The sequence below is a fragment of the Streptomyces sp. NPDC005808 genome, from assembly GCF_042871385.1.
Classification (GTDB): Bacteria; Actinomycetota; Actinomycetes; order Streptomycetales; family Streptomycetaceae; genus Streptomyces.
The window spans coordinates 1-23,027 of the sequence record NZ_JBIAIK010000032.1 but is presented as its reverse complement, the minus strand read 5'-3'; the positions used below and the strand labels follow the sequence as shown (position 1 = coordinate 23,027).

Annotated in this window: 19 protein-coding genes; 9 read left to right on the top strand and 10 right to left on the bottom strand. The window is 70.4% G+C overall.

Annotation, left to right across the window (positions count from 1 at the left end; all coding sequences use genetic code 11):
• Positions 1-111: 111 nt before the first annotated feature.
• The 3 genes from ACFYPC_RS36640 to ACFYPC_RS36630 all read right to left on the bottom strand — a co-directional run bounded on the left by ACFYPC_RS36640 (position 112) and on the right by ACFYPC_RS36630 (position 3,756).
• The gene (locus ACFYPC_RS36640) at positions 112-1,347 is read right to left on the bottom strand and encodes a DUF5667 domain-containing protein (protein ID WP_391891669.1); all 1,236 of its coding nucleotides are present in this window, start codon (positions 1,345-1,347) and stop codon (positions 112-114) included.
• Between the two features lie 264 nt (positions 1,348-1,611).
• On the bottom strand, positions 1,612-2,385 hold the full coding sequence (locus ACFYPC_RS36635; RefSeq protein WP_391891668.1) for an ECF subfamily RNA polymerase sigma factor, BldN family: 774 nt from the start codon (positions 2,383-2,385) through the stop codon (positions 1,612-1,614).
• Positions 2,386-2,814: 429 nt separating this feature from the next.
• Entirely contained in the window at positions 2,815-3,756 is a 942-nt protein-coding gene (locus ACFYPC_RS36630; protein ID WP_391891667.1) for an HAD family hydrolase, read from the bottom strand.
• A 124-nt stretch (positions 3,757-3,880) separates the two neighbouring features.
• On the opposite strand from ACFYPC_RS36630, the gene ACFYPC_RS36625 reads away from it, so the two are divergent.
• The 5 genes from ACFYPC_RS36625 to ACFYPC_RS36605 all read left to right on the top strand — a co-directional run bounded on the left by ACFYPC_RS36625 (position 3,881) and on the right by ACFYPC_RS36605 (position 9,895).
• On the top strand, positions 3,881-4,192 hold the full coding sequence (locus tag ACFYPC_RS36625) for a glutaredoxin family protein (RefSeq protein ID WP_391891666.1): 312 nt from the start codon (positions 3,881-3,883) through the stop codon (positions 4,190-4,192).
• A gap of 324 nt (positions 4,193-4,516) precedes the next feature.
• Positions 4,517-5,275, top strand: a complete 759-nt coding sequence (locus ACFYPC_RS36620; RefSeq protein WP_391891665.1) for a redox-sensing transcriptional repressor Rex — start codon at positions 4,517-4,519, stop codon at positions 5,273-5,275.
• Positions 5,272-7,110 (top strand): glutamyl-tRNA reductase, encoded by a 1,839-nt coding sequence (locus ACFYPC_RS36615; RefSeq protein WP_391891664.1) that lies wholly within the window; start codon positions 5,272-5,274, stop codon positions 7,108-7,110. Before ACFYPC_RS36620 ends, ACFYPC_RS36615 begins: the two co-directional genes overlap by 4 nt.
• Before the next feature lie 74 nt (positions 7,111-7,184).
• The gene (gene hemC, locus ACFYPC_RS36610) at positions 7,185-8,156 is read left to right on the top strand and encodes a hydroxymethylbilane synthase (RefSeq protein ID WP_391891673.1); all 972 of its coding nucleotides are present in this window, start codon (positions 7,185-7,187) and stop codon (positions 8,154-8,156) included.
• Entirely contained in the window at positions 8,153-9,895 is a 1,743-nt protein-coding gene (locus ACFYPC_RS36605; RefSeq protein WP_391891663.1) for a uroporphyrinogen-III synthase, read from the top strand. Before hemC ends, ACFYPC_RS36605 begins: the two co-directional genes overlap by 4 nt.
• A gap of 38 nt (positions 9,896-9,933) precedes the next feature.
• On the opposite strand, the gene ACFYPC_RS36600 is transcribed toward ACFYPC_RS36605, so the two are convergent.
• Positions 9,934-11,337 (bottom strand): FAD-binding oxidoreductase, encoded by a 1,404-nt coding sequence (locus tag ACFYPC_RS36600; protein WP_391891662.1) that lies wholly within the window; start codon positions 11,335-11,337, stop codon positions 9,934-9,936.
• Positions 11,338-11,734: 397 nt separating this feature from the next.
• Here ACFYPC_RS36600 and hemB point away from each other — a divergent pair, with 397 nt between their 5' ends.
• On the top strand, positions 11,735-12,727 hold the full coding sequence (gene hemB / locus ACFYPC_RS36595) for a porphobilinogen synthase (protein ID WP_391891661.1): 993 nt from the start codon (positions 11,735-11,737) through the stop codon (positions 12,725-12,727).
• A gap of 73 nt (positions 12,728-12,800) precedes the next feature.
• Here hemB and ACFYPC_RS36590 read toward each other — a convergent pair whose 3' ends face one another.
• The 3 genes from ACFYPC_RS36590 to ACFYPC_RS36580 all read right to left on the bottom strand — a co-directional run bounded on the left by ACFYPC_RS36590 (position 12,801) and on the right by ACFYPC_RS36580 (position 15,910).
• Positions 12,801-14,762, bottom strand: coding sequence for an acyl-CoA dehydrogenase (locus ACFYPC_RS36590; protein ID WP_391891660.1), 1,962 nt, complete (start codon positions 14,760-14,762; stop codon positions 12,801-12,803).
• A gap of 81 nt (positions 14,763-14,843) precedes the next feature.
• On the bottom strand, positions 14,844-15,086 hold the full coding sequence (locus tag ACFYPC_RS36585; RefSeq protein ID WP_391891659.1) for a DUF397 domain-containing protein: 243 nt from the start codon (positions 15,084-15,086) through the stop codon (positions 14,844-14,846).
• Positions 15,083-15,910, bottom strand: coding sequence for a Scr1 family TA system antitoxin-like transcriptional regulator (locus ACFYPC_RS36580; RefSeq protein ID WP_391891658.1), 828 nt, complete (start codon positions 15,908-15,910; stop codon positions 15,083-15,085). Before ACFYPC_RS36580 ends, ACFYPC_RS36585 begins: the two co-directional genes overlap by 4 nt.
• Before the next feature lie 112 nt (positions 15,911-16,022).
• Between ACFYPC_RS36580 and ACFYPC_RS36575 the strand changes: the two genes are divergently transcribed.
• Together ACFYPC_RS36575 and ACFYPC_RS36570 are read left to right on the top strand one after the other, a co-directional pair.
• On the top strand, positions 16,023-16,451 hold the full coding sequence (locus ACFYPC_RS36575) for an ATP-binding protein (protein WP_391891657.1): 429 nt from the start codon (positions 16,023-16,025) through the stop codon (positions 16,449-16,451).
• A gap of 156 nt (positions 16,452-16,607) precedes the next feature.
• Positions 16,608-17,822 carry a PLP-dependent aminotransferase family protein gene (locus ACFYPC_RS36570; RefSeq protein ID WP_391891656.1) on the top strand — a complete coding sequence of 405 codons (1,215 nt, stop codon included), beginning with the start codon at positions 16,608-16,610 and terminating at the stop codon, positions 17,820-17,822.
• A 24-nt stretch (positions 17,823-17,846) separates the two neighbouring features.
• Here ACFYPC_RS36570 and ACFYPC_RS36565 read toward each other — a convergent pair whose 3' ends face one another.
• The 3 genes from ACFYPC_RS36565 to argS all read right to left on the bottom strand — a co-directional run bounded on the left by ACFYPC_RS36565 (position 17,847) and on the right by argS (position 20,746).
• Positions 17,847-17,972 carry a hypothetical protein gene (locus tag ACFYPC_RS36565; protein WP_391891655.1) on the bottom strand — a complete coding sequence of 42 codons (126 nt, stop codon included), beginning with the start codon at positions 17,970-17,972 and terminating at the stop codon, positions 17,847-17,849.
• The gene (locus ACFYPC_RS36560; protein ID WP_391891654.1) at positions 17,963-18,844 is read right to left on the bottom strand and encodes a DUF4253 domain-containing protein; all 882 of its coding nucleotides are present in this window, start codon (positions 18,842-18,844) and stop codon (positions 17,963-17,965) included. The genes ACFYPC_RS36565 and ACFYPC_RS36560 overlap by 10 nt, the downstream gene beginning before the upstream one ends.
• Positions 18,845-18,976: 132 nt before the next feature.
• Complete coding sequence (gene argS / locus ACFYPC_RS36555; RefSeq protein WP_391891653.1) at positions 18,977-20,746, bottom strand: arginine--tRNA ligase; 1,770 nt, start codon at positions 20,744-20,746, stop codon at positions 18,977-18,979.
• 370 nt (positions 20,747-21,116) lie between these two features.
• Here argS and lysS point away from each other — a divergent pair, with 370 nt between their 5' ends.
• Positions 21,117-22,880: a lysine--tRNA ligase gene (gene lysS / locus ACFYPC_RS36550; protein ID WP_391891652.1), complete on the top strand. Its 1,764-nt coding sequence runs from the start codon at positions 21,117-21,119 to the stop codon at positions 22,878-22,880.
• Positions 22,881-23,027 lie beyond the last annotated feature (147 nt).

Here is a 23,027-nt window from a genome sequence, read left to right as displayed (position 1 = left end):
CTGTGTGTGTTCGTCGTGTTGGGGGGGGGGGGGGGGGCGCGGGGGCCCCCCCCCCCCCCCCCCCCCCCCCCCCCCCCCCCCCCCCCCCCCCCCCCCCCCCCCCACACTCTTCTAGCCGACGTCCTCGCTGTCGATGCCCAGGCCCGGGAGCAGGCCCGGGAGGAGCGGGGGCAGGGTGACGTCCGGTTCGCCGGTGGACGGGGTGGTCTTGCCCGTGGACGGGGTGGCGGTTCCGGTGGTGTCCGTGGGCGGTTCCAGGAGGCCGCCCGTGTTGCCGCCGAGGAGGCCGTCGTCCTGGCTGCCCGAAGTGGACGGCTTGGGTTTGCCGCTGCTCTGACTGCTGCTGGACGAACCGGTGCCGCTGGTGGCGCTGGGTGCCGGCCGGTCCGTACCGGAGGAGGCGGTGGAGTCGGAGGCGGAGCCCCGGTGGCGACCGGTGCCTTCCGGCGCGGGCGGCTGTGGAAGCAGCGAGCGCAGCGGGTCGACCTCTTCGTCTATGGCGTCGAACACCGACGAGACCTGGTCACTGACGTCGCCGAGCTGCACGGGCAGCCGGTCGCGCAGTGCACCCCAGACCTCGCGGTGGGACTGCGAGAAGGCGGACAGGGCCTGGATGGGGCCCAGTGAGCCGTCCCGCTCATACGCCTCGTGCAGCAGTCGGTGGCCCTCGGCCGCATCGTGCTGCATGCCCGACAGGGCGCGGCGGATCTCGCCCAGGGACTCGTGGTCGAGCTGCCCGGAGCGGCCGCGCTCCATCAGTCGGCGGGCCTCGCTGAGCCGGGTCGAGGCCTGGTCGAGATAGAGCTCTCCCCGGTCACTCTCCCCATGGGCCAGGCCCAGCTTGACGTCCTCCATGCCGCGCTTCAGCCCGTAGAGCGAGTCACCGGGCAAGGCGTCGGAGCTTGCGGCGGCCACGCCGCTGAAAGCTCCCGCAGCCACACCTACGGTGAGCCCGCCCGCGGCGAGCCCCTTCGACAGCCGGGAACGCGGCCGCAACTTCCCCAGCGCGGTCGCCCGGTGTGCGCCCCGGCCCCGGGACCGTTGCTCGGGCACCGAAGAGCCCGGGCCCTGGCCTCCCGCGGCCGTGCCCTCCAGCAGCATGGCCTCCATCGCGGCGACGAGCTGGGCTCGCTGCACGACTTTGACCTCGGGGTCGAGCTGCGGTTTGGGCAGCTCGCCGAGACCGGTGGCCAGGGCCAACAGCAGGCCCTGATCGGTCTGTTCCGCAGCAGCCGGGGACGGTGCCGATCCATCGGGCTGCTCGGCCGCCGTGCCCTGGTCGGACTGCTCCTCCAGGGCCAGGGCGAAGGCGTTCGCCCGCCGGTGTGCCGATACGTTCGCGATCACTGGCGGCACCTCCTCTCATCATGACGGTCGACTCCCCAGGGGGTCCTGAGGGTTGCACTCCCTGACCACATCCACACGATCGAGTGATCGGTGGTGGCCGGGGAGTGACCACAGGGAGCCTGTATCCCGCACAACGAGCGTCGCGGCACTTGGGTTACGGACGACGGATGATCGGACCGCAAAGTCAACAGACATTTACGGAAGGTGAGTTGAGCGTCGCTGAGCGTGTGGGATCACTATGGCGTTTGTACGGGTGTACGGGGCTCAGCGAGCGTCGTCCGGAAGGAGCCGGGCCAGCGTACGGACCGCTCGGTACTGGAGGGTCTTGATCGCGCCCTCGTTCTTCCCCATCACGCGGGCTGTCTCGGCGACCGAGAGCCCCTGGAGGAAGCGCAGGGTGACGCACTCCTGCTGCTGGGGATTGAGCCGTCGTACGGCGTCCAGCAGTGCCGCGTTCGACAAGGACTCCAGGACGGAGTCCTCGGGGCTCCGCTCGACCTCGTTCGCGTCGAGCATCTCGCCGGTGGTCACTTCCAGCCGGAAACGGCTGGACTTGAAGTGGTCGGCGACCAGGTTGCGGGCGATGGTCACCAGCCAGGCGCCGAAGTCGCGGCCCTGCCAGGTGAAGGTTCCGATGCGGCGCAGGGCGCGCAGGAACGTCTCGCTGGTGAGGTCTTCCGCGGTCGCCTTTCCGCCGACGCGGTAGTAGATGTAGCGGTACACGGTGTCGCTGTACTTGTCGTAGAGACGGCCGAACGCATCGGCCTCGCCCGCTTGGGCGCGCTCTACGAGTTCCATCATCCGGGCGCTGTCGCTGTCTGCGGCCGGGCGGCGTGCGGTGGTGGTGGCCGAGCTCGAGCGGCCCCGTCTGCCGACCGCCGCGCTTCCGTCGGCCAGGGCGTAACAAGGGCCGACGGGCGCGGGGCCGGCGAAGGCGGGGACGGCGTACGCGGTGGGGACGAAGCCGCGCAAGCGGTCCAGAACCGTTGCGCGCAGCGTAGCCAGGCCCGAGGCGTCAACCCCGACGTGTGAGTACACGGGACTCCCAGAGGCAGAGCTTCCATCACGTTCAGTGCGGAACCGTTCACCCGTCGTAGCTATATCGGGGTGCCGGTTTGCGTCTGAGGAGAATAACGCTTCGTACAGGCAGCGCTACACCGAGTTGCGCAAATCACCGCTTGCGTCGCTTCTGTTGCTTGTTGACGCCGATTCAAGTGCCGGACAGTGACCGTTTGTTGATCATTTCGGTCCGTGTTCCGTTTGAGTGCGGGGCGTGTTGTGGTCGACCGCGGTTAACGGGACTGGCGGGGGCGCTGTGGGGGTAGGAGTGTGGGATTGCCGGATTTCGGGTGTGTCATGAGCATCCGGAAGCGCGTGGGCGTAGGCGCGGGCGTGGGTTCTCGCCCCTCGCCCCGCCCGTCCCTTGTTCCAGCGGCTGCCGGTGGTGGGTCTCGTCCTCGGCAGTGATCAGCGGCGGCGGCGGTGCAGGGCGATTGCTGCTGCTGTGCCGCCTGCTACTGCGCCCACTCCTGCTGCGGCCGGGATGCCGACCTTGGCGGCCTTGCGACCTGTGCGGTAGTCGCGCAGACGCCATTCCAGTTTGCGGGCGTGCTTGCGGAGCTTGGTGTCTGGGTTGATGGCGTGGGGGTGCCCGACCAGGGAGAGCATGGGGATGTCGTTGTGGGAGTCGCTGTAGGCGGCGCAACGGGAAAGGTCCAGGCCCTCCGCGGCGGCCAGGGCGCGTACCGCCTCCGCCTTCGCGGGGCCGTGCAGCGGCTCGCCGACCAGCTTGCCGGTGTAGACGCCGTTCACCGACTCGGCGACGGTGCCCAGGGCGCCGGTCAGGCCGAGACGACGGGCGATCACCGTCGCGATCTCGACGGGGGCCGCTGTGACCAGCCACACCTTCTGGCCGGCGTCCAGGTGCGCCTCGGCCAGCGCGCGGGTGCCCGGCCAGATCCGCTCGGCCATGTACTCGTCGTAGATCTCCTCGCCGATGGACATCAGCTCGGCGACGCGGTGGCCCTTGACGATCGACAGTGCCGAGTCGCGGGCCTCCTGCATGTGCTCCGGGTCCTCGACGCCGGCCAGCCTGAACCACGCCTGCTGCCAGGCGAACCGGGCCAGGTCGCGTGTCTCGAAGAACTTCCGCTTGTGCAGCCCGCGGCCGAAGTGGAAGATCGCGGCGCCCTGCATCACGGTGTTGTCGAGGTCGAAGAAGGCGGCTGCCTTGTCGTCGCCGAGCACCGGGAACTCAGGTTCGCCGGCGGGGACGCCAGGCGCGGCTTGCGCGAGTTCCTCCAGCTCCTGGGAGGTTTTGCGCGCTGCCTCAGCTGAGGCCTCGCCTGCCAAAACGCTCCGCGCCGTGGCGGAGCGCCTACGGGGGGTGAGCCATCCGAGAGCGGCCATGTCGTGAGCATAGCCAGTTTGTTCGGGGGTTCCGGAGTCGCGAGGATTCGAGGCTGTGAACTCTCCGCGACCGAGCCGTTAAAGAATCGATCCGGTCGGTGTGTCGGCGCGGGAGAATGACCGTATGAGTTCCATGTTCCGGCGCGGTGGGCGTCGTACGGCGGCGGAGGCGGAGAAGGTGGCGACCGGCACTTCGGGGGAAGGGCGGGTGGTCACTCTGATCAGGAAGCCCGGGTGCCATCTGTGTGATGACGCACAGGAAGTGGTCGCGAGGGTCTGCGGTGAGCTCGGGGTGACCTGGGAACAGAAGGACATCAGTACGGACGCGGAGTTGTACCGCGAGTACTGGGAGCAGATCCCGGTTGTGCTGGTCGACGGCGCCCAGCACACGTTCTGGCGGGTGAACGAGGAGCGCCTTCGCAAAGCCCTCACATAGTTGTGTGAGGCACATCGTGTCGCGAACCTGGCCTGACCGGGCAGTCCAACTGGTCCGGAAAGTCGCCTAGGATCGATGGCGAATGGTCTCGGGGGCGGGATGCGTCGAGGAGAGTGTGCGGTTTTGCCCCCTTCAGGCAAGGAACGAAACTGCGTGCGCGCCGGTTTCATACCTGTGCGCCAGGCGTGCGTGACCCCGGTCACGTTGGCCGGGCAAATCGGACACCATCTTTGTGCACGCGTTCACAAAGACATAGCCTGCATTCGACGGGGCGGTCTAGGTACGTGTGACCGCCTGCAGCCCCGCGCTACCCGCAGGAGCACCGTGGCAACTGGCCGAACTCACCGACCGGCGACCCGCAGCCGAGGGATTCCCGAGGCCACCGTCGCCCGGCTTCCGCTGTACCTCCGAGCCCTCACCGCACTGTCGGAGCGCTCGGTACCCACGGTCTCCTCCGAGGAGCTCGCGGCCGCCGCCGGGGTCAACTCCGCGAAGCTGCGTAAAGACTTCTCCTATCTCGGCTCCTACGGGACGCGTGGTGTGGGGTACGACGTCGAGTACCTCGTGTACCAGATCTCCCGCGAGCTGGGCCTCACCCAGGACTGGCCGGTCGTGATCGTCGGTATCGGTAACCTCGGCGCCGCGCTGGCCAACTACGGTGGATTCGCCTCCCGTGGGTTCCGGGTCGCCGCGCTGATCGACGCCGATCCCGAGATGTCGGGCAAGCAGGTCGCCGGGATCGCTGTCCAGCACAGCGACGGCCTGGAGAAGATCATCGACGAGAACGGCGTCTCCATCGGGGTCATCACCACCCCGCCGGGCGTCGCCCAGGCGGTCTGCGACCGGCTCGTCGCCGCAGGTGTCACCTCCATCCTCAACTTTGCGCCGACCGTTCTGGCCGTCCCGGACGGTGTCGACGTGCGCAAGGTCGATCTCTCCATCGAGCTGCAGATCCTCGCCTTCCACGAGCAGCGCAAGGCCGGCGAGGAGGCCGAGGCGCAGGCCGCCGCCCTGCGCCCGGCCACTCCGGAGAACTCCGGCAAAGGGCCCGACGGGGATGTCCCCGCCGTGATGCCGGCATGAGTCTCCTCGTCGTGGGGCTGAGTCATCGCAGCGCTCCGGTCAGCGTCCTGGAGCGGGCCGCGCTGTCCGCTGACGCGCAGGTCAAGCTGTTGCAGGACACTCTGGCCGCCGAGCCGGCCACCGAGGCCGCGGTGCTCGCGACCTGCAACCGGATCGAGCTGTACGCCGACGTGGACAAGTTCCACGCGGGTGTCGCCGAGCTGTCCACCCTCCTCGCCCAGCACAGCGGCGTCGGCCTGGACGAGCTCACTCCTTACTTGTACGTGCACTACGAGGACCGGGCCGTCCACCATCTGTTCTCGGTGGCCTGCGGCCTCGATTCGATGGTCGTGGGCGAGGGCCAGATCCTCGGCCAGATCAAGGACGCCCTTGCCACCGGGCAGGGACTGCAGACCGCGGGCCGGCTGCTGAACGACCTCTTCCAGCAGGCCCTGCGGGTCGGCAAGCGCGCCCACTCCGAGACCGGCATCGACCGCGCCGGCCAGTCCCTGGTCACCTTCGGCCTGGAGCAGCTGGCGTCCGGCGCTCCGGTCGACGCCTGGCTCAGGGGCAAGCGGGCGCTGGTCCTCGGGGCCGGCTCGATGTCCTCATTGGCGGCCGCGACGCTGGCGCGTGCCGGGGTCGCCGAGGTCGTCGTCGCCAACCGCACGCTGGGCCGCGCCGAGCGCCTCGCCCAGATACTGACGGACAACGACGAAACGGACGTGCTGGCCCGCGCGGTACCGATCAACTCGGTGCCGTTCGAGCTGGCGCACGCCGATGTCGCCGTTTCGTGTACGGGGGCGACGGGGCTCGTCCTGTCGGCCGAGTCCGTCGCCGCCGCGATCGAGGGTCGTACGGCGGAGGCCGTGCTCCCCGGTGCGGGTGCCGGCCCACGCAGTCCGCTGGCGGGCGACTCCGGTCGTACGTCCGTAGCGGGCGCCGTGCGGGATGCCCTTCCGCCCACGAGTGTCGGGACCGACGAAGGCTGCCCGCTCGACCTGTCGGCCGTGCAGACCACGGCCGGGTTCTCCGTGCTGGGTGAGGCTGCCGTGGCCGGGATGGGCGCGGCCGAGCTGGAACAGCACGCGGCCTGGGTGGACAAGGGCGACGTGGCGGGCCGGGCGCAGCGCACGGTGGTCACCGGCTCCGGTGTCGCGCAGGACAGTGCCGCCGGGTTCGCCGCCCTGTTCGACCCGGAGGGCGAAGCCGACGCCATCGCCGCACTGGCCGCGGCGGCCGCCACCGTCGGCCGGGTGCCGGAGCGCCGCAGGCCCGAGCCCGTCGCCGAGATCCCCCGGCCCGCTCCCGTACTGGCGCTCCTCGACCTCGCGATGCCCCGTGACATCGACGCGGCCGTGCACCGGCTGCTCGGGGTGCGGCTCGTCGACATCGAGTCCCTCGCCGACGCGTCCGCCGACGCTCCGATGGCCGCCGATGTGGACCAGGTGAAACGGATCGTCTCCGAAGAGGTGGCCGCTTTCGGTGCCGCCCTGCGGGCCGCGCACATCACTCCCACCGTCGTGGCGCTGCGGACCATGGCCGCCGATGTCGTCGCGGGTGAGATCGCGCGGCTGGACGGGCGGTTGCCCGGCCTCGACGAGAAGCAGCGCGGGGAGATCACCCAGACCGTGCGGCGCGTGGTGGACAAGCTGCTGCACGCGCCGACCGTACGGGTCAAGCAGCTGGCCGCCGAACCCGGCGGCGCCGGGTACGCGGACGCGCTGCGGACCCTGTTCGACCTGGATCCCGAGACGGTCGCCTCCGTTTCGCGGGCCGAGGACGCCGAGGACAGTGCCGGCAGTAGCGAAAACGCCCAGTACACAGAGAACGCCGAGAACCGAGGGCGAGCATGAATGAGCCACGTGAGCCGAAGGGGCGCGCCGGTGTCGATAGCCCGACCGTGCTCCCGACACCGGCTGGAGCGCCCCTGGGGCGAGCAGATGAAAAAGGGGCTTTGAGGCTGGGGACCAGGCGGAGCAAACTCGCCCTGGCCCAGTCCGGGCAGGTGGCGGAGGCCGTGCGCCGGGCGACCGGCCGGCCGGTCGAGCTCGTGGAGATCACGACGTACGGCGACACCTCCCGCGAGAGCCTCGCGCAGATCGGCGGCACGGGTGTTTTCGTGACGGCGCTGCGCGACGCGCTCCTCGCCAAGGACGTCGATTTCGCCGTGCACTCCCTCAAGGATCTGCCGACCGCGCAGCCCGACAACCTGGCGCTGGCCGCCGTACCGCTCCGCGAGGACCCGCGTGACGTGCTCGTCGCCCGCGACGGGCGCACCTTCGCGGAGCTGGGGGACGGGGCGCGGATCGGCACCGGTTCGCCGCGCCGGATGGCCCAGTTGAACGCGTACGCCCGTAGTCACGGGATGACGATCGAGACGGTCGCGATCCGGGGGAACGTCGACACCCGGATCGGATATGTGCGCAAGGGCGAGCTGGACGCTGTCGTGCTCGCCGCCGCCGGACTCAGTCGCCTCGGCCGGATCGAGGACGTGACGGACTTCCTGTCCGTCGACACTGTTTTGCCCGCCCCCGGCCAGGGGGCACTGGCGATCGAGTGTGCCGCGGACAACGCGGACCTCGTCGCAGCGCTCGGCGCACTCGACGACCCGCTCAGCCGGGCCGCCGTGACCGCCGAACGGTCCCTGCTCGCCGCCCTGGAGGCCGGCTGCAGCGCACCTGTGGGTGCGTTCGCCGACCTGTTGGCCGACGGGCAGATTGTCAAGGAAATGCGCCTGCGCGGCGTCGTCGGCACGACCGACGGCTCGACGCTGGTGCAGTTGTCCACCACCGGTCCCGTGCCCGAGACGTACGACCAAGCAATGGCGCTCGGCCGTGAACTCGCTGCCGAGATGCTTGCCAAGGGCGCGGCCGGTCTGATGGGGGAGCGAGCACAGTGAGCCCCACCAACCTTCCCGCCGGTCCGGAACACGGGCACGTCACCTTCCTTGGTGCCGGACCCGGGGATCCGGGACTACTGACACTGCGCGCCGTAGAGGCGCTGGCGAACGCGGATGTTCTCGTCGCCGAGCACGAGGTGCTCGACGTCGTCCGCGCGCACGCCAGACCGAACGTCGCCGTACTGAATACGGATACCGAAACTGGTACAGGTACCCATGCGTCGCCCGTGGGCGCGCCTTCGTCCGTGAGTGCGTACGCGGGTACGGGCACGCCTCAGCTGACGGTTGTTGACGGTTCGTCAACAACCGTTGGTGACCCCCTGTTGAGGGACGCTGCCAATCTTGTCATGACGGCCGCACGGGGCGGCAAGCGGGTCGTGCGTGCGGTGTCCGGGGACCCCGGACTGGATACGTACGCCGCGGAGGAAATGCTCGCTTGCGTGGCCGCGGGTATTACGTTCGAGGTCGTACCGGGTATCGCGGCCGCCTTCGGTGTGCCCGCTTACGCGGGTGTGCCGCTGCGGGACGCCCAGGGTGCGGACGTGCGGTTCGTCGACGCGCGGACGGCCTCCGACCGGTGCTGGACCGAGGTCGGCGCGTCCGACGGGACGGTCGTCGTCTCCTCGACGCTCGACTCGGTCGGTGCGGCGGCGGGCGAACTGATGGCCGCGGGCCGCAAGCCCGATACGCCGATGGCGGTCACGATCGCCGGTACGACGACCCGTCAGCGGACCTGGGCCGCCACGCTCGGCACCATCGCGCTGACGCTGAAGCAGGCGAAGGTGCTGCCTTCTCCGGAGGGTCACCGCCCGGTGATAGCCGTGGTCGGTGAGCGTTCCGCCGCCGCCCAGCGCGACCAGTTGTCGTGGTTCGAGTCCAAGCCGCTGTTCGGCTGGAAGGTCCTCGTGCCGCGCACGAAGGAGCAGGCGGTTTCGCTCTCCGACCAGTTGCGGTCGTACGGGGCCGTGCCGCACGAGGTGCCGACGATCGCCGTCGAGCCGCCGCGGACGCCCCAGCAGATGGAGCGTGCGGTCAAGGGCCTTGTCACCGGCCGCTACGAGTGGATCGCCTTCACCTCGGTGAACGCCGTGAAGGCGGTGCGGGAGAAGTTCGAGGAGTACGGGCTCGACGCGCGCGCCTTCGCCGGTATCAAGGTGGCGGCGGTCGGCGAACAGACGGCCAAGGCGCTGGTCGCCTTCGGTGTAAAGCCGGACCTGGTGCCGAGCGGGGAGCAGTCCGCCGCCGGGTTGCTGGAGGACTGGCCGCCGTACGACCCGGTGTTCGACCCGATCGACCGGGTGTTCCTGCCGCGGGCCGACATCGCCACCGAGACGCTGGTCGCGGGGCTCATCGAGCTGGGCTGGGAGGTCGACGACGTCACGGCCTACCGGACCGTGCGGGCCTCCCCGCCGCCGGTCGAGACGCGCGAGGCGATCAAGAGCGGCGGTTTCGACGCCGTGCTCTTCACGTCGTCCTCCACCGTGCGCAACCTGGTCGGGATCGCGGGCAAGCCGCACAACGTGACGGTGATCGCCTGTATCGGGCCCGCCACCGCGAAGACGGCCGAGGAGCACGGCCTGAGGGTCGATGTGATGGCTCCCGAGCCGTCCGTCCTCAAACTGGCCGAGGCGCTCGCGGACTTCGGGCTGCGGCGTCGCGCGGCGGCCGCGGAGGCGGGGGATCCCGTCACCCGGCCGAGCGAGCGGCGGCCGGGATCACGGCGGCGGCGTACGACGTAGTAGGTGGAGTTGGCTTCGTCCGGGACGCCCGTGGCTGCTCATGCGGCTGCGGGCGTCACCGTGTGGCCGAAGCGCAGGAGGTTGGCCGGGTCGTAGGTGGCCTTGGCGGCGCGGAGGCGGGTGTGGACCTCGGGGGTCCAGGCGCGGGCGCGGTCGGTCTCGTCGCCCGGGGCGCCATGGATGTTGACCATGGTCCTGCCCGTGCCGTACGGCGCCATCGCGGCGTTCAGCGCGATCGTGGCCGTCTCGACCGCCGCGGCGGCATCCGGTCCCGCGAGCACACCGACCGTCTCCATCAGGTACCCCGCGTCGCGGGCGCAGACCGCGTCCTCGACGGCGGCGGGGCGGGCCAGTTCGCCGCCCATGTGACGCAACTCGACGAGCAGGAGCGGGTAGTCGGCGGGGGCCGCCGGGCCGACCTGGTCCAGGAAGGTCCGTACGGCGTCAGGGGTCAGGTCGCGCAGCAGGGTGCACGACTCCCTCACGGGGAGCGGCTCCTGAGGCTCTGCGTAGACCTGGTCCACGGCTGTGTAGTCCATCTCCGCCACCGTGTCGACCACCACCGGCGCCGCCTCGCGGACCGGGGCCAGCAGGCGTTCGCCCTCCGCCGGGTCTCCGGTCCAGATGGCCGCGACCCGCGCCCAGAAGCCGCCGCGCAGGGGTTCGGGGATCTCCGGGAGCGGGGGCAGGCGCAGGATCGTGAACGCCGTGCACATCTGCGGGGGCAGGGTGGGGGTCCAGGCCGCGTAGGCGTTCAGCAGGGCTTCGGCGTGTTCGCCGGGGCAGTAGATTCCGCCGCCGAGGACGCGGGAGAGCGGGAACAGGTCGCAGACCAGTTCCGTCACCACGCCGACGTTGCCCTTGCCGCCGCGCAGGGCCCAGAAGAGTTCGCCTTCGTGGTCGGCGTCCGTCTGGTGGAGCGTTCCGTCGGGCGTGACGACCTGGAAGGAGCGGACGTGGTCGGCCGCGTAGCCGTACTCCCGGCCGAGTACCGGAAGGCCTCCGCCCAGCGTGTAGCCGACGACACCGACGTCCGTGGACGAGCCGTTGAGGGCGGCGAGTCCGTGCGGTGCGGCCGCCGCCATGACCTGGCGCCACTTCGCTCCTGCGGCGACCGTCGCGGTGCGCTCGGTCGCGTCGACGCGTACGTCCGTCATACGGGCGGTGTTGATCAACATGCCGTTGTCGACGGGGAAGTTGGCGCCGTGGCCGGTGGCCTGTACGGCGACGGGGGTGCCCGTGGCGGCCGCCCAGCGCAGCGCGGCCACGACGTCGTCGGTACCGGTCGCGCCGACGACCAGGTCGGGGGTGTGGCGGGCGGCCAGGTTGAAGCCGGTGACCTCGTCGGCGTAGTCGGGGTCGCCCGGGCGCAGCACCGGGCCGCGGATGTCGGAGAGGGCGAAGAGATCGGGGGTGGGGTGATGGGGAGCGGGGGCGGTCATCGCGTCCTCCTTGAGCGCGGGCCGGGCCGGGCGGGGCGGGGCGTTCGGGCGGCGCGGGGAGGGACTGCGGCGGTTCTGTTCGGGCGTCGGCGTCGGCGTGTGTCTGCGTCTGTGTCTGCGTCTGTGTCGGCGCACGGCGGGAGAGCGGGGCCGTCGGGGTCCTCGTCGGGGTCGGTTGTTGTCGTGAGGTGTTGTTCGGGGGGCCTGTTCTTGGGCTCCTTTCCCAGCATGGACCCGTGCTGGGTGGGTCGCATGCGGGGGGCTGGCGGGCTGGCGGGGCGGGCGGGCTGGCGGCTCGCTGGGGTGCTCCCTGCTCCTGGGGGCGGTGAGAGTGGGGGCTGCCGGCGCCGACGTCGCGTCGGCAAAGGGGGTGCGGGGGCGGGCGTAGCGTAGGTGTATGACGACGTACGGATCCTTCCCCGGTACGCGGCCGCGGCGTCTGCGGACCACTGTGGCCATGCGGCGCATGGTCGCCGAGACCCGGCTGCACCCCGCCGACTTCATCCTCCCGGCCTTCGTGCGCGAGGGCATCGGCGAGCCTGTGCCGATCGCCGCGATGCCCGGCGTCGTGCAGCACACCCGGGACAGCCTCAAGAAGGCGGCTGCGGACGCGGTGGCCGCCGGGATCTCCGGGATCATGCTCTTCGGGGTGCCCGAGGAGTCGAAGAAGGACGCGGTCGGCACGCCGGGCACCGATCCGGACGGGATCCTCCAGGTCGCGCTCCGTGATGTGCGCGCCGAGGTCGGTGACGAACTGCTCGTCATGTCCGACCTGTGTCTGGACGAGACCACCGACCACGGCCACTGCGGGGTGCTCGACGCCGAGGGCCGGGTCGACAACGACGCCACCCTCGAGCGGTACGCCGAGATGGCGCAGGTGCAGGCCGACGCGGGGGCCCATGTCGTAGGCCCCAGCGGGATGATGGACGGTCAGATCGGCGTCGTCCGTGACGCCCTCGACCAGATCGGCCGGGAGGACGTCGCGATCCTCGCCTACACCGTCAAGTACTCCTCCGCCTTCTACGGCCCCTTCCGGGAGGCCGTCGGCTCCTCGCTCAGGGGCGACCGCAAGACGTACCAGCAGGATCCGGCGAACGCCCGGGAAGCCCTGCGGGAGCTGGCGCTCGACCTCGAAGAGGGCGCCGACATGGTGATGGTGAAGCCGGCGGGACCCTACCTGGACATCCTCGCGCGGGTCGCGGACGCCGTGGACGTGCCGGTGGCCGCCTATCAGATCTCCGGCGAGTACTCGATGATCGAGGCCGCCGCCGAGAAGGGCTGGATCGACCGGGACAAGGCCATCCTGGAGGCGCTGACCGGCATCAAGCGGGCCGGGGCGCGGAACATCCTCACGTACTGGGCGACGGAGGTCGCGCAGAAGCTGCGCTGACGCTGGACGGGGGCCCGCCGCATCCGTCGACGGCGAGCGAGGTGCTGCCCGCGCCCGCCGACGACTTAGTGCCTCAGGAACGCGGTGCCGGAATGTCCGTGAGCATCGGCAGGGAGGCCAGGTGCTTCTCGGGGACGTCGAAGGCCTCGGCCAGCACAAGCAGGTGCGGGGCGAGCCGGGCGGTCAGGTCGTGGAGGGTCTGGGGGACCGAGCGGACCTGGTCGGGGGTGAGCGCCCGCTCGATCAGGAGCGGACCGCTGAGCCGTTTCACATGTCCCAGCAGGAACAGTGCGCACAGGTCCGTCAGTACGGCGCGTGCGGGCGGTTCGGTCACCCGAGCGATGGCTGAGAGGAAGGCGTCGGCTGCCTGTCCGATCGCGTACGTCTCCACCAGGTCCAGGGCGGCGGCGGAGGCGTTGTTCCAGCGGCCGAGCGCGTCACCTCCGTCGCCGCGGCGGAGGTCGCGGCGGGCGGCCTGGTGCCATTGGCGTTCGGCGGCGGTGACGGCCCGGCGCAGGAAGGCGGGGTCCGTCAGGCTCTCCTCACCGGTGGCTTCGGCGGGCTCGGCGGCGAGTTCGTGGCCGAAGATCATCTCGGCGCCGGCCTTGCACCAGATGGCGAGGTTGTCGCCCTCGGCCGTGATCGCGCCCTCGGTGTTCGCCGGGTACTCCGCCAGTCCGTTGACCGGGAACAGCGCGCGGGCGCCGCAGCGTTCGCGGCTCTCGATGGTGATGTCCCGGGTCTGCCAGGTGATCCAGCCCTTGGTCACGGCCACCAGCCGTTCCGCCGCCGCGCGTTCCTCCGGCGCGTGGGTGATCCAGCGGTCCGTGACCGTGCGGTGCAGGAAAGTCATGGCGTAGGCGGTCGCCACGCGTTCGAGCAGCCGGGCGTGGTGGCTGCGGTGTGCGGCCAGCGGCACGCGCTGCCCGGCGACCGGGCCGGAGATCCGCCGCAGGTGCGCGTAGCGGACGGCGGTCGTCAGTGCCGCCCGGCAGCCGCCCAGTGCGCTCGCGCTCATGCAGAGCTTCCCGACGGTGACGCGGCTGATGGCGTGGAGGAATCGTTTCCTCGGGCTCCCCACGGTGCTGGTGAAGGTGCCGTCCGGCAGCAGTTGTCCGTGGGCGCCCTGGACCAGTGCGGTACGGGGCAGGCGTACGTGGTCGAAGCTGGTGACGCAGTGGTCCACCGGGCTGCCGATACGTTCCGGCAGTCCGGTGACCGTGACACCGGGCAAGGGGCCCAGGCGGTCGGTCAGCGGGGTGAGGAACAGGAAGACGCCGTGGTCCCGGGGGGCTCGTTGGGTTTGGACGGGGGCTTGGTCCCGGTCCCGGTCCCGGTCCGGGTCCTGGTCCTGGTCTTGGAGGGTCCCTTGTCGCCGGATGCCCGCCCGCTCCCGGACGGCCGCTTCGTCCTGGTCGTCCATCAGCAGCCGGGCGGCGACCACCGCGGTCTTCGGGCCGCCCGCCGGGCTGGTGTTGGGCATGTACTTCGCCGCGCCCTCGTGCGGGGTGTGGAGCACGAACTCGTCGCGCTCACGGTCGTAACGGGCCACTGTCTCCAGTGCCGCCGCGTCGTTGCCGTGCCCCCGCTCGGTGCACAGGAAGGTGCCGGTACGGGTCAGCGACGCGAAGTCGGTCAGGTCGCGCGGCGCGGACACGTCGTCGTCGAGCAGGCTGCCGAGGAACAGGTTGTAGTGGATGCCGGCGACCGTCGCCGTGGCGCCGTCCACCACCGCGGCCCACTCGTGCAGCGCGGCCAGCCTGCGGGGGTCGTCCGCCAACTGTTCGGCGGGGAGCGGGAGTTCGTCGTTGAGCGCGCGCAGCCGGCCGTACGCGAGCTGCCACCTCTCCTCGACGTCGGCCTCGGGGCGGTAGCGGAACAGTTCGGCGGAGACGGCCTCGCGCCAGTGCGCGTGGACTTGCACGCCGTCGGGGCCGTCCTCGAAGAGGGCTTCTGTGAGTGTGTCGGCGAGGGCCGTGGTGGGGGGCCGGGTGGTGCTGCCGAGAGTGGCACGGGTATCGCTGTTGATCGTCACAACGGTTCCAACGATCAAGGAACGCCCGCCGTAGCGATCTTGAAGTTGCCTTTGCGTTAAACCGCTGTGACGACAGGCATATCAGCGGGAGACATGACCAGTGAAGGCCGACCAGGCCTCCGGTGAGGCGGTGAAACTGGGGCCGTCCTCCGGGTTCTTGGAGTCGCGGATGTGGATGGCGTGGGGGCAGGCGGCGACCTCTACGCACTGGCCGCCCTCGTCGCCGCTGTAGCTGGACTTGCGCCAGGTGTAGGCGACTTCGAGGCACGCGCCGCCTTCGCTGCCGCTGTAGCTCGACTTGAACCACTCAAGTACGGTGCTCATTTGTCTCCTAGCAGACGGTCGAGCAGGCCCTTGGACTCCTGGGGAGACAGGGCCTGTGACCGCAGCATCGCATATTTGCGCGCCAGGATGGACACCTCGTCGGGGTCCGATACCCACTGGCTGCCGCGCTGGCTCTCGGTGTAGGCGAGGTGCTGGTGGTCGGGTGTCTCCAGGAGGGTGAAGGGGCCGTTCAGACCGGCGTGCGAGGGTGTGTTCGTCGGCAGGAACTGGAGGGCGAGGCCCGGGAGTTCGGCGCGCTCGCGCAGGTTGCGGAGCTGGTCGCGGCGGGCTTTCGGGCCACCGACGCCGAGGTGCAGCACCGGCTCCCACACGATGAAGCTCATCGTCGGCGGACACTTGCGTTGCAGGATCTCCTGGCGGTCCACGCGGGCCGCCGTCTTGGTCTCGATCTCGTCCTCGTCGAACGCCGGGATGCGTTCGCGCAGGACGGCGCGGGCGTAGGCCTCGGTCTGGAGCAGGCCGGGTAGGACCGCGTTGTCGAACCAGGACAGCGCGATGGCCTCGCGTTCGTGCAGCATGTACTGCTCCGCGAACAGCGGGAACTGGTCGATCTCCGGCATGTTCGTGACCCCTGCCAGCAACAACCCCTTCGTGTCGAGAAGTTGGTCCAGCGTCTCGGCGAGGTCCGGCAGCAGTGGCCTTCTGCCCTGCTCGATCGACGCGATCGACTCCTCGTCGGCGAGGACCGCTTCACCGAGGGCGCGCTGTGTGTAGCCCGCCGCCTTGCGGGCGGTCTGCATCTGCGCATCGACCATCCGCATGGCGGAGAGGTTCTTCTTCCGAGGCTGCTTCTTGGCGTTCATGCCGGACTAACTCCCCCACAGGCGCCCGTACCGACCCGTCCGAACCCGTACAAATTCTGAGTACGGGTTCACTCACTGATTCACGGTAGTGACTTTGCGCGACATTCGTCCCGTGAACGAGACAACCCAACTCCCGTATCAGCGCGAGCGGTTCTACCGTCGCGACCGGCGATCCGTCCCCGCCGCCAGGCGGTTCACCTGTGAGGCGCTGGCCGACTGGGGACTGGCCCGGGCCGGGCGCGGCGACGACGTGTTGCTGTGCGTGAGTGAGCTGGCGACCAACGCGTTGGTGCACGGGGTGCCGCCGGGGCGGGGGTTCCGGTTGGTGCTGCGGTACGGCGGGGGCGTGCTGCGAGCCGAGGTGCACGACAGCGGGGGCGGTGTGCCGCGGATCGTGGACGTGGCGGACGAGGGCGGGCGGGGGCTGCTACTTGTCGCCGCGCTCAGTGACAAGTGGGGGGTGGGGGAGCGGGAACCCGGTAAGGCGGTGTGGTGCGAGTGGGAAACGGCGCCCATGGGCCAAGACGGCCGACACCGCTAGGCGCACGAGCACTGTCAAGCCCACCTGGGAAATCGGCGTCGTCCCGACCCGTCCCGGCCCGGTGACCGTGTCCGTATCCCGGAAACCCGCTTGTAGGTGGCACGTACATCCCTAGGCTGCGGAACGAGTCGTCCGCGCAGCCCAAGGAGCCGAGCCGTGACCGTCGCCGATCCCGCACCCACCCGTGCCCCTGTGCCGCCGTTCGCCGCGCGGGCCCGGTCGATCGGCGGTTCTCCGGTACGGGACATCCTCGCCGTCACCGCACGGCCCGAACTGATCAACTTCGCGGGCGGGCTGCCGGCGCCGGAGCTCTTCGATGTCGAGGGGATCTCCGCCGCCTACCGGGCGGTCCTCGCCGAAGTGCCCGCGCAAGCGCTGCAGTACTCCACGACGGAGGGTGAGCCTGGACTGCGGGCCACGCTCGCCGCACGTACCTCGGCGCGCGGTCTGGCCACCGGCCCCGACGACCTGCTCGTCACCACGGGCTCCCAGCAGGCCCTTTCCCTGCTCGCCACCGCGCTGCTCGAACCCGGGGACACGGTTCTCGTCGAGAACCCCTGCTATCTGGCGGCACTTCAGGTCTTCGGCTTCGCGGGGGCACGGGTGGTGGCTGTGCCGGGGGACCGGCACGGTGTCGATCCCGAGGCGCTGGAAGAACTGGTGGTGCGCGAACGTCCCAAGCTGCTCTATACCGTGCCCACCTTCCAGAACCCGACCGGCCGCACACTGCCGGCCGAGCGGCGGGCCGCCGTCGCCGCGGTCGCCGGCCGGCACGGGCTGTGGATCATCGAGGACGACCCGTACGGTGAGCTGCGCTTCGAGGGCGAGCGCGTGCCGTGGATCACGTCGTACCCGGGAGCGGAGGACCGTACGGTCCTGCTCGGCTCCCTCTCCAAGGTCATGGCCCCCGGCTTGCGGCTCGGCTGGCTGCGCGCCCCGGCGGACCTGCGCCGCGTCTGTGCCGTGGCCAAACAGGCCGCCGACCTGCACACCCCGACCGTCAACCAGCTCGCCGCGGCCCGTTATCTGGCGGACAGCGACCTGGACGGACACGTCACACGGGTCGCGGCGGTCTACCGCGAACGCCGGGACGCGATGCTCGCAGGACTCGCGGACGCCCTCCCCGCCGGCTCGGTCTGGGACCGGCCCGAGGGCGGCATGTTCCTCTGGGCCCGGCTTCCGAAGTCGTACGACACCACGGAACTGCTCCCGACGGTGCTGCGGCAGGAGGTGGCGTACGTCCCTGGCGCGCCGTTCTACGCGGCCGAGCCCGACCTCTCGACGCTGCGGCTGTGCTTCGTGACGCAGACGCCGGAGGAGATCGGGGAGGGGTTGCGGCGAATGAGGGCGGGGCTGGCCGCCGGCCGGTGAGCCCCACTCTCCTGCGCCCCGGAGTCACCAGGCGAGGGCGTCGGACATGGTCGACCGCCAGTACGTGACAGTGATCTTTTCGTCGGTCCACATGCCTTCTGCGGGGAGCGACGGGTTGTGGTGGCGGGCGCCGGCAGGCGTCAGTCCCACCAGAACGACCACACCTTCTGGTCGAGGACCTCGTGTGCGGCGTACGCCCGGAGTGTTTCGTGGTGGCCCTGGGTGATGTTGTCCGGGCAGAACGCGAAGTGTTCGGCGGCTATCGCCTCCGCCTCGGCCGTGGTGGTGGGCGGGGCCGCCACCGACAGGACGAGTTGGTCGAAGGTGAGGGCGACCACGCGGACGCCGAAGCGGTCCTCCCAGGAGCGGAGCACGGCGCACAGGCGGGCCACGTCACCCTCGTAGTTCGCGGGGCCCGACCAGCCGATCGCCGCCGGGATGTCCGCGCTGCGGCGGGCCGGGACCAGGGCGAGGCGCGCGTCCTTCAGCCATGAGCCGCTGTCCGCGAGGGAGTCGGCGATCTCGGCGGCACGTGCGTCCGGGTCGGCGTCCGGCGCGGTGGCGGGGGCGAGGCCCGGCCACTGAGAGCCGTAGGGCGCGACCGTCTCGTCGTATGTGTGGGGCTCGCCGAAGGCCTCGACGACGGCTTCCTTGCCCGGGTAGTCCTCGTCCGGGGCGGGCGCGTCCGCCGCGTACTCCTCCCAGAACTCCGCCAGCACCTCCTCGGCGTCGTGATCCCCGGGGTAGGACACCTCGTCCGGCGCCAACTCCCAGTCGTCCACCGCCCCTTGGTCGCCGCCGACGTCTATGAGGAGGGGAAGCAGGCCGGAGGTCCGCCGGGCGGGCTCCAGCGCCGACCAGGCTCCGGGAGCCGCCGGACCCTCGGCGTGCCAGAGCAGCGGCTCGTGCCACGGGCCCTCGTCTGTCGCGTCGATCAGTCGCCCGGACGGGAGTTCAAGCCCGAGCGCGCGCCCGCTCGGGTCGGCCACCAGCGTCGGCAGCGGGTTGGGAAGTGTCGCCATGGCCCTGACTTTAGGGGCAGCCACTGACAACGGGCCTGGCGGCCCGGGTGACTTGGAGGAAAGCCGGGCGGCCCCCGGCACCTGAACAACCGGGGGCCGCGCCGGCGAACGCCCTTGGGCGCTCGGAGCGGGTCAGAGCCGCTCGGGGGTCCTGATCCCGAGAAGCGCCATGCCCTGGTGGAGCGTGCGGGCCGTGAGGTCCACGAGGAACAGGCGGTTCTCGACGAGCTCCGGCGCGTTGTCGTCGCTCAGGACCTGGCACTTGTCGTAGAACGTGGTCAGCAGCGAGGCGAGCTGGTAGAGGTACGACGCCAGCTTGTGCGGCTCATAACCCTCGGCCACCTCGGCGAGCGTCTCCCCGAACCGGTCCAGGTGCAGACCCAACTCCCGCTCGGCCGGCACCAGTTCCAGCTCAGGGTGCGCGACCGGGCGCGCCTCGCCCGCCTTGCGCAGGATCGACTGGATACGGGCGTACGCGTACTGCAGGTACACCGACGTGTCGCCGTTCAGCGACACCATCTGGTCCAGGTCGAACTTGTAGTCCCGGACGGCGGAGGTGGAGAGGTCCGCGTACTTCACGGCGCCGATCCCGACGTACCGGCCGTTCTCCTCGATCTCCTGCTCGCTCAGGCCCACCTTCTCGGCCTTCTCGCGTACGACGGCCGTGGCGCGGTCGATCGCCTCGTCCAGCAGGTCGACCAGCCGGATCGTCTCGCCCTCACGGGTCTTGAACGGCTTGCCGTCCTTGCCGAGGACCGTGCCGAAGGCGAGCTGGTGCGCCTTGACGTCGTCGCTCAGCCAGCCTGCCCTGCGCGCGGTCTCGAAGACCATCTTGAAGTGCAGGGACTGCCGGGCGTCCACGACATACACGAGCGCCGAGGCCTTCAGGTTGAAGACACGGTCCCTGATCGCGGACAGGTCCGTCGCCGCGTAGCCGTACCCGCCGTCCGACTTCTTCACGATCAGCGGGGTCGGGTTGCCGTCCGGGCCCTTGACGTCGTCGAAGAACACACAGAGCGCGCCGTCCGAGCGGACCGCCACGCCCGACTCCTCCAGGAGGCGGCACGTCTCGTCCAGCATGTCGTTGTAGCCGGACTCGCCGACCACGTCCGCGTCGCGGATCTCCATGTCCAGCTTGTCGAAGACCGAGTAGAAGTAGATCTTCGACTCGTCCACGAACTTCTGCCAGGCCGCGAGCGTCTTGGGCTCGCCCGCCTGGAGATCCACCACCCGGCGCCGCGCCCGCGTCTTGAACTCCTCGTCGGAGTCGAAGAACTTGCGCGCCGTCTTGTAGAGCCGGTCGAGGTTCGACATGGCTTCTTCGCCGGTGACTTCGGCGTCCTTGTGGTCCAGCTCGTGCGGGTGCTCGTCCAGATACTGGATGAGCATGCCGAACTGGGTGCCCCAGTCGCCGATGTGGTGCCTGCGGACGACGGTCTCGCCGACGAACTCCAGAATCTGCACCACCGCGTCGCCGATCACCGCGGACCGCAGGTGGCCTACGTGCATCTCCTTCGCCACGTTCGGCTGCGCGTAGTCGATCACCGTGGTGCCCGGGTGCTCCGTGAACGGGACGCCGAGGCGGTCGCCGTCCGCGTACCGCTCCGCGAGGTTCTCGGTGATCGCCCTGTCGGTGATCGTGATGTTCAGGAAGCCGGGTCCGGAGACCTCGATGTCCTTGATCACGTCACCGGTGGTGATCCGCTCCACGACCTGCGTCGCCAGCTCCCGCGGATTCGCCTTCGCCTTCTTCGCGAGCGCCAGGATCCCGTTGGCCTGGAAGTCCGCCCGCTCGCTTCGGCGCAGCAGCGGGTCCGCGGAACCGGCCTCCGGCAGGGCTGCCGAGAGGGCGTCCGCGAGGCGCTGATGGACGGAAGCGGTGAGGGACGTGACCGAGGCCATGGGAGTGGGTGCCGTTCTCGTCGAGGATTTATCAGATAGACCTCGCCAGTATCCCATGGGGGGACAAGCGGATTACTCGGGCGAGGGGGGTGCGGGGGTGCCCACCGTGGGGGGTGGGGGTGGGGGTGGGGTGATGCGCCCCCTCCGCCCCTACCCGTCCCTTGTTCCTGGGGGCTGCGCCCCCAGACCCCCGCTGTCGCGCTGAACGCGCTCGTCCTCAAACGCCGGACGGCCTGGATGGTGCTCGGTTGGGGTGGGAGGGACTGCCCACTGAAAAGGCGTTTTCGTGGATGGCCGCCGAGCTGGGAGAATGGGCCCGTCAGCCGCGTGACCGTGCCGGCTGCTCCCGAAGGAACTCCAGAAAGAGGACGTGCCGATCGTGGCTCAGAGCACCGAGACCACCGACTGGGTCTCCCGTTTCGCGGATGAGGTCATCGAGGAGTCGGAGCGTCGGGCCCCTGGTGCAGTGACATCAGTCGCTACCGCTCCGGTGGTCGTCGTCGCGTCCGGGCTCTCGCCCTCCGGCCCGATCCACCTCGGGAACCTCCGGGAGGTCATGACGCCGCACCTCGTCGCCGACGAGATCCGGCGGCGCGGTCACGTCGTACGCCACCTGATCTCCTGGGACGACTACGACCGCTACCGCAAGGTCCCGGCCGGCGTCCCCGGCGTCGACGAGTCCTGGTCCCAGCACATCGGCAAGCCGCTGACCTCCGTGCCGGCCCCCAAGGGCTCGGAACACCCCAACTGGGCCGAGCACTTCAAGGCCGCGATGACCACGTCGCTGGCCGAGCTGGGCGTGGAGTACGACGGGATCAGCCAGACCGAGCAGTACACCTCGGGTGCCTATCGCGAGCAGGTTCTCTTCGCGATGAAGCACCGCGGTGACATCGACGCGATCCTCGAGCAGTACCGGACCAAGAAGAGCCCGGCGAAGAAGCAGGGACAGAAGCCCGTCGACGAGGCCGAGCTGGAGGCCGCGGAGGGCTCCGGCGCCGCCGCCGAGGACGACGGCAGCTCGGACGCCGGGTACTTCCCGTACAAGCCCTACTGCGGGCGGTGCGAGAAGGACTTCACCACCGTCACCGCCTACGACGACGACAGCACCGAGCTGACGTACACCTGCTCGGCCTGCGGTTTCTCCGAGACCGTCCTGCTGAACGAGTTCAACCGCGGCAAGCTGGTCTGGAAGGTCGACTGGCCCATGCGCTGGGCCTACGAGGGTGTCGTCTTCGAGCCGAGCGGGGTTGATCATTCGTCCCCCGGCTCCAGCTTCCAGGTCGGCGGGCAGATCGTCGGGATCTTCGGCGGCAAGCAGCCGATCGGGCCCATGTACGCCTTCGTCGGCATCAGCGGCATGGCCAAGATGTCCAGCAGCAAGGGCGGGGTGCCCACCCCGGCCGACGCCCTCCAGATCATGGAACCGCAGCTGCTGCGCTGGCTCTACGCCCGCCGCCGCCCCAACCAGTCCTTCAAGATCGCCTTCGACCAGGAGATCCAGCGCCTCTACGACGAGTGGGACAAGCTCGCGGGCAAGGTCGCTGAGGGGGCCGTGCTTCCGGCGGACGCCGCCGCGTACACGCGCGCGGTGGGTACGGCGGCCGGCGAGCTTCCGCGGACGCCCCGCCCGATGCCGTACCGCACCCTCGCCTCCATCGCCGACATCACCGCCGGCGCCGAGGACCAGACCCTGCGGATCCTCACCGAACTCGACCCGCAGAACCCGCTCACCTCGCTCGACGAGGTACGGCCGCGGCTCGACAAGGCCGAGACCTGGATCAACACGCAGGTCCCGGCGCAGGAGCGCACCGTCGTCCGCGACGAGCCCGACACGGAGCTCCTCAAGTCCCTCGACGACCAGGGGCGCGAGTCCCTGCGCCTGCTCCTCGACGGACTCGACGCCAACTGGTCCCTCGACGGTCTGACCCACCTCGTCTACGGCGTCCCCAAGGTCCAGGCCGGCTTCCCCTCCGACGCCACTCCCAAGGAACTCCCGCCCGAGATCAAGGTCGCCCAGCGCACCTTCTTCGCACGGCTCTACCACCTGCTGGTGGGCCGTGACACCGGCCCACGCCTGCCTACCCTGCTGCTCGCCGTGGGGCAGGAAAGGGTGCGCAAGCTCCTCGGGGAGTAGACCCGGCCGCGCTACGACGACGGGGGGGGGCCGGGGCCGCCCGCCCCCCGGGCCCCCCCCCCCCGGCGCCCCCCCCCCCCACCGCCATACCACAGGGGGGGGAGATGAAGAGCAGCGCGGGGGGGGGGGGGTGTGGGGGTTTTGTAA

What these genes read in the sequence shown, in the direction of transcription:
- ACFYPC_RS36630 (WP_391891667.1), bottom strand. Translation starts at nt 3,756, where the DNA reads ATGGCCGCTCTCGGATGGCTCACCCCCCGTAGGCGCTCCGCCACGGCG.
- ACFYPC_RS36625 (WP_391891666.1), top strand. Translation starts at nt 3,881, where the DNA reads ATGAGTTCCATGTTCCGGCGCGGTGGGCGTCGTACGGCGGCGGAGGCG.
- ACFYPC_RS36615 (WP_391891664.1), top strand. Translation starts at nt 5,272, where the DNA reads ATGAGTCTCCTCGTCGTGGGGCTGAGTCATCGCAGCGCTCCGGTCAGC.
- ACFYPC_RS36600 (WP_391891662.1), bottom strand. Translation starts at nt 11,337, where the DNA reads ATGACCGCCCCCGCTCCCCATCACCCCACCCCCGATCTCTTCGCCCTC.
- hemB (WP_391891661.1), top strand. Translation starts at nt 11,735, where the DNA reads ATGACGACGTACGGATCCTTCCCCGGTACGCGGCCGCGGCGTCTGCGG.
- ACFYPC_RS36585 (WP_391891659.1), bottom strand. Translation starts at nt 15,086, where the DNA reads ATGAGCACCGTACTTGAGTGGTTCAAGTCGAGCTACAGCGGCAGCGAA.
- ACFYPC_RS36580 (WP_391891658.1), bottom strand. Translation starts at nt 15,910, where the DNA reads ATGAACGCCAAGAAGCAGCCTCGGAAGAAGAACCTCTCCGCCATGCGG.
- ACFYPC_RS36560 (WP_391891654.1), bottom strand. Translation starts at nt 18,844, where the DNA reads ATGGCGACACTTCCCAACCCGCTGCCGACGCTGGTGGCCGACCCGAGC.
- argS (WP_391891653.1), bottom strand. Translation starts at nt 20,746, where the DNA reads ATGGCCTCGGTCACGTCCCTCACCGCTTCCGTCCATCAGCGCCTCGCG.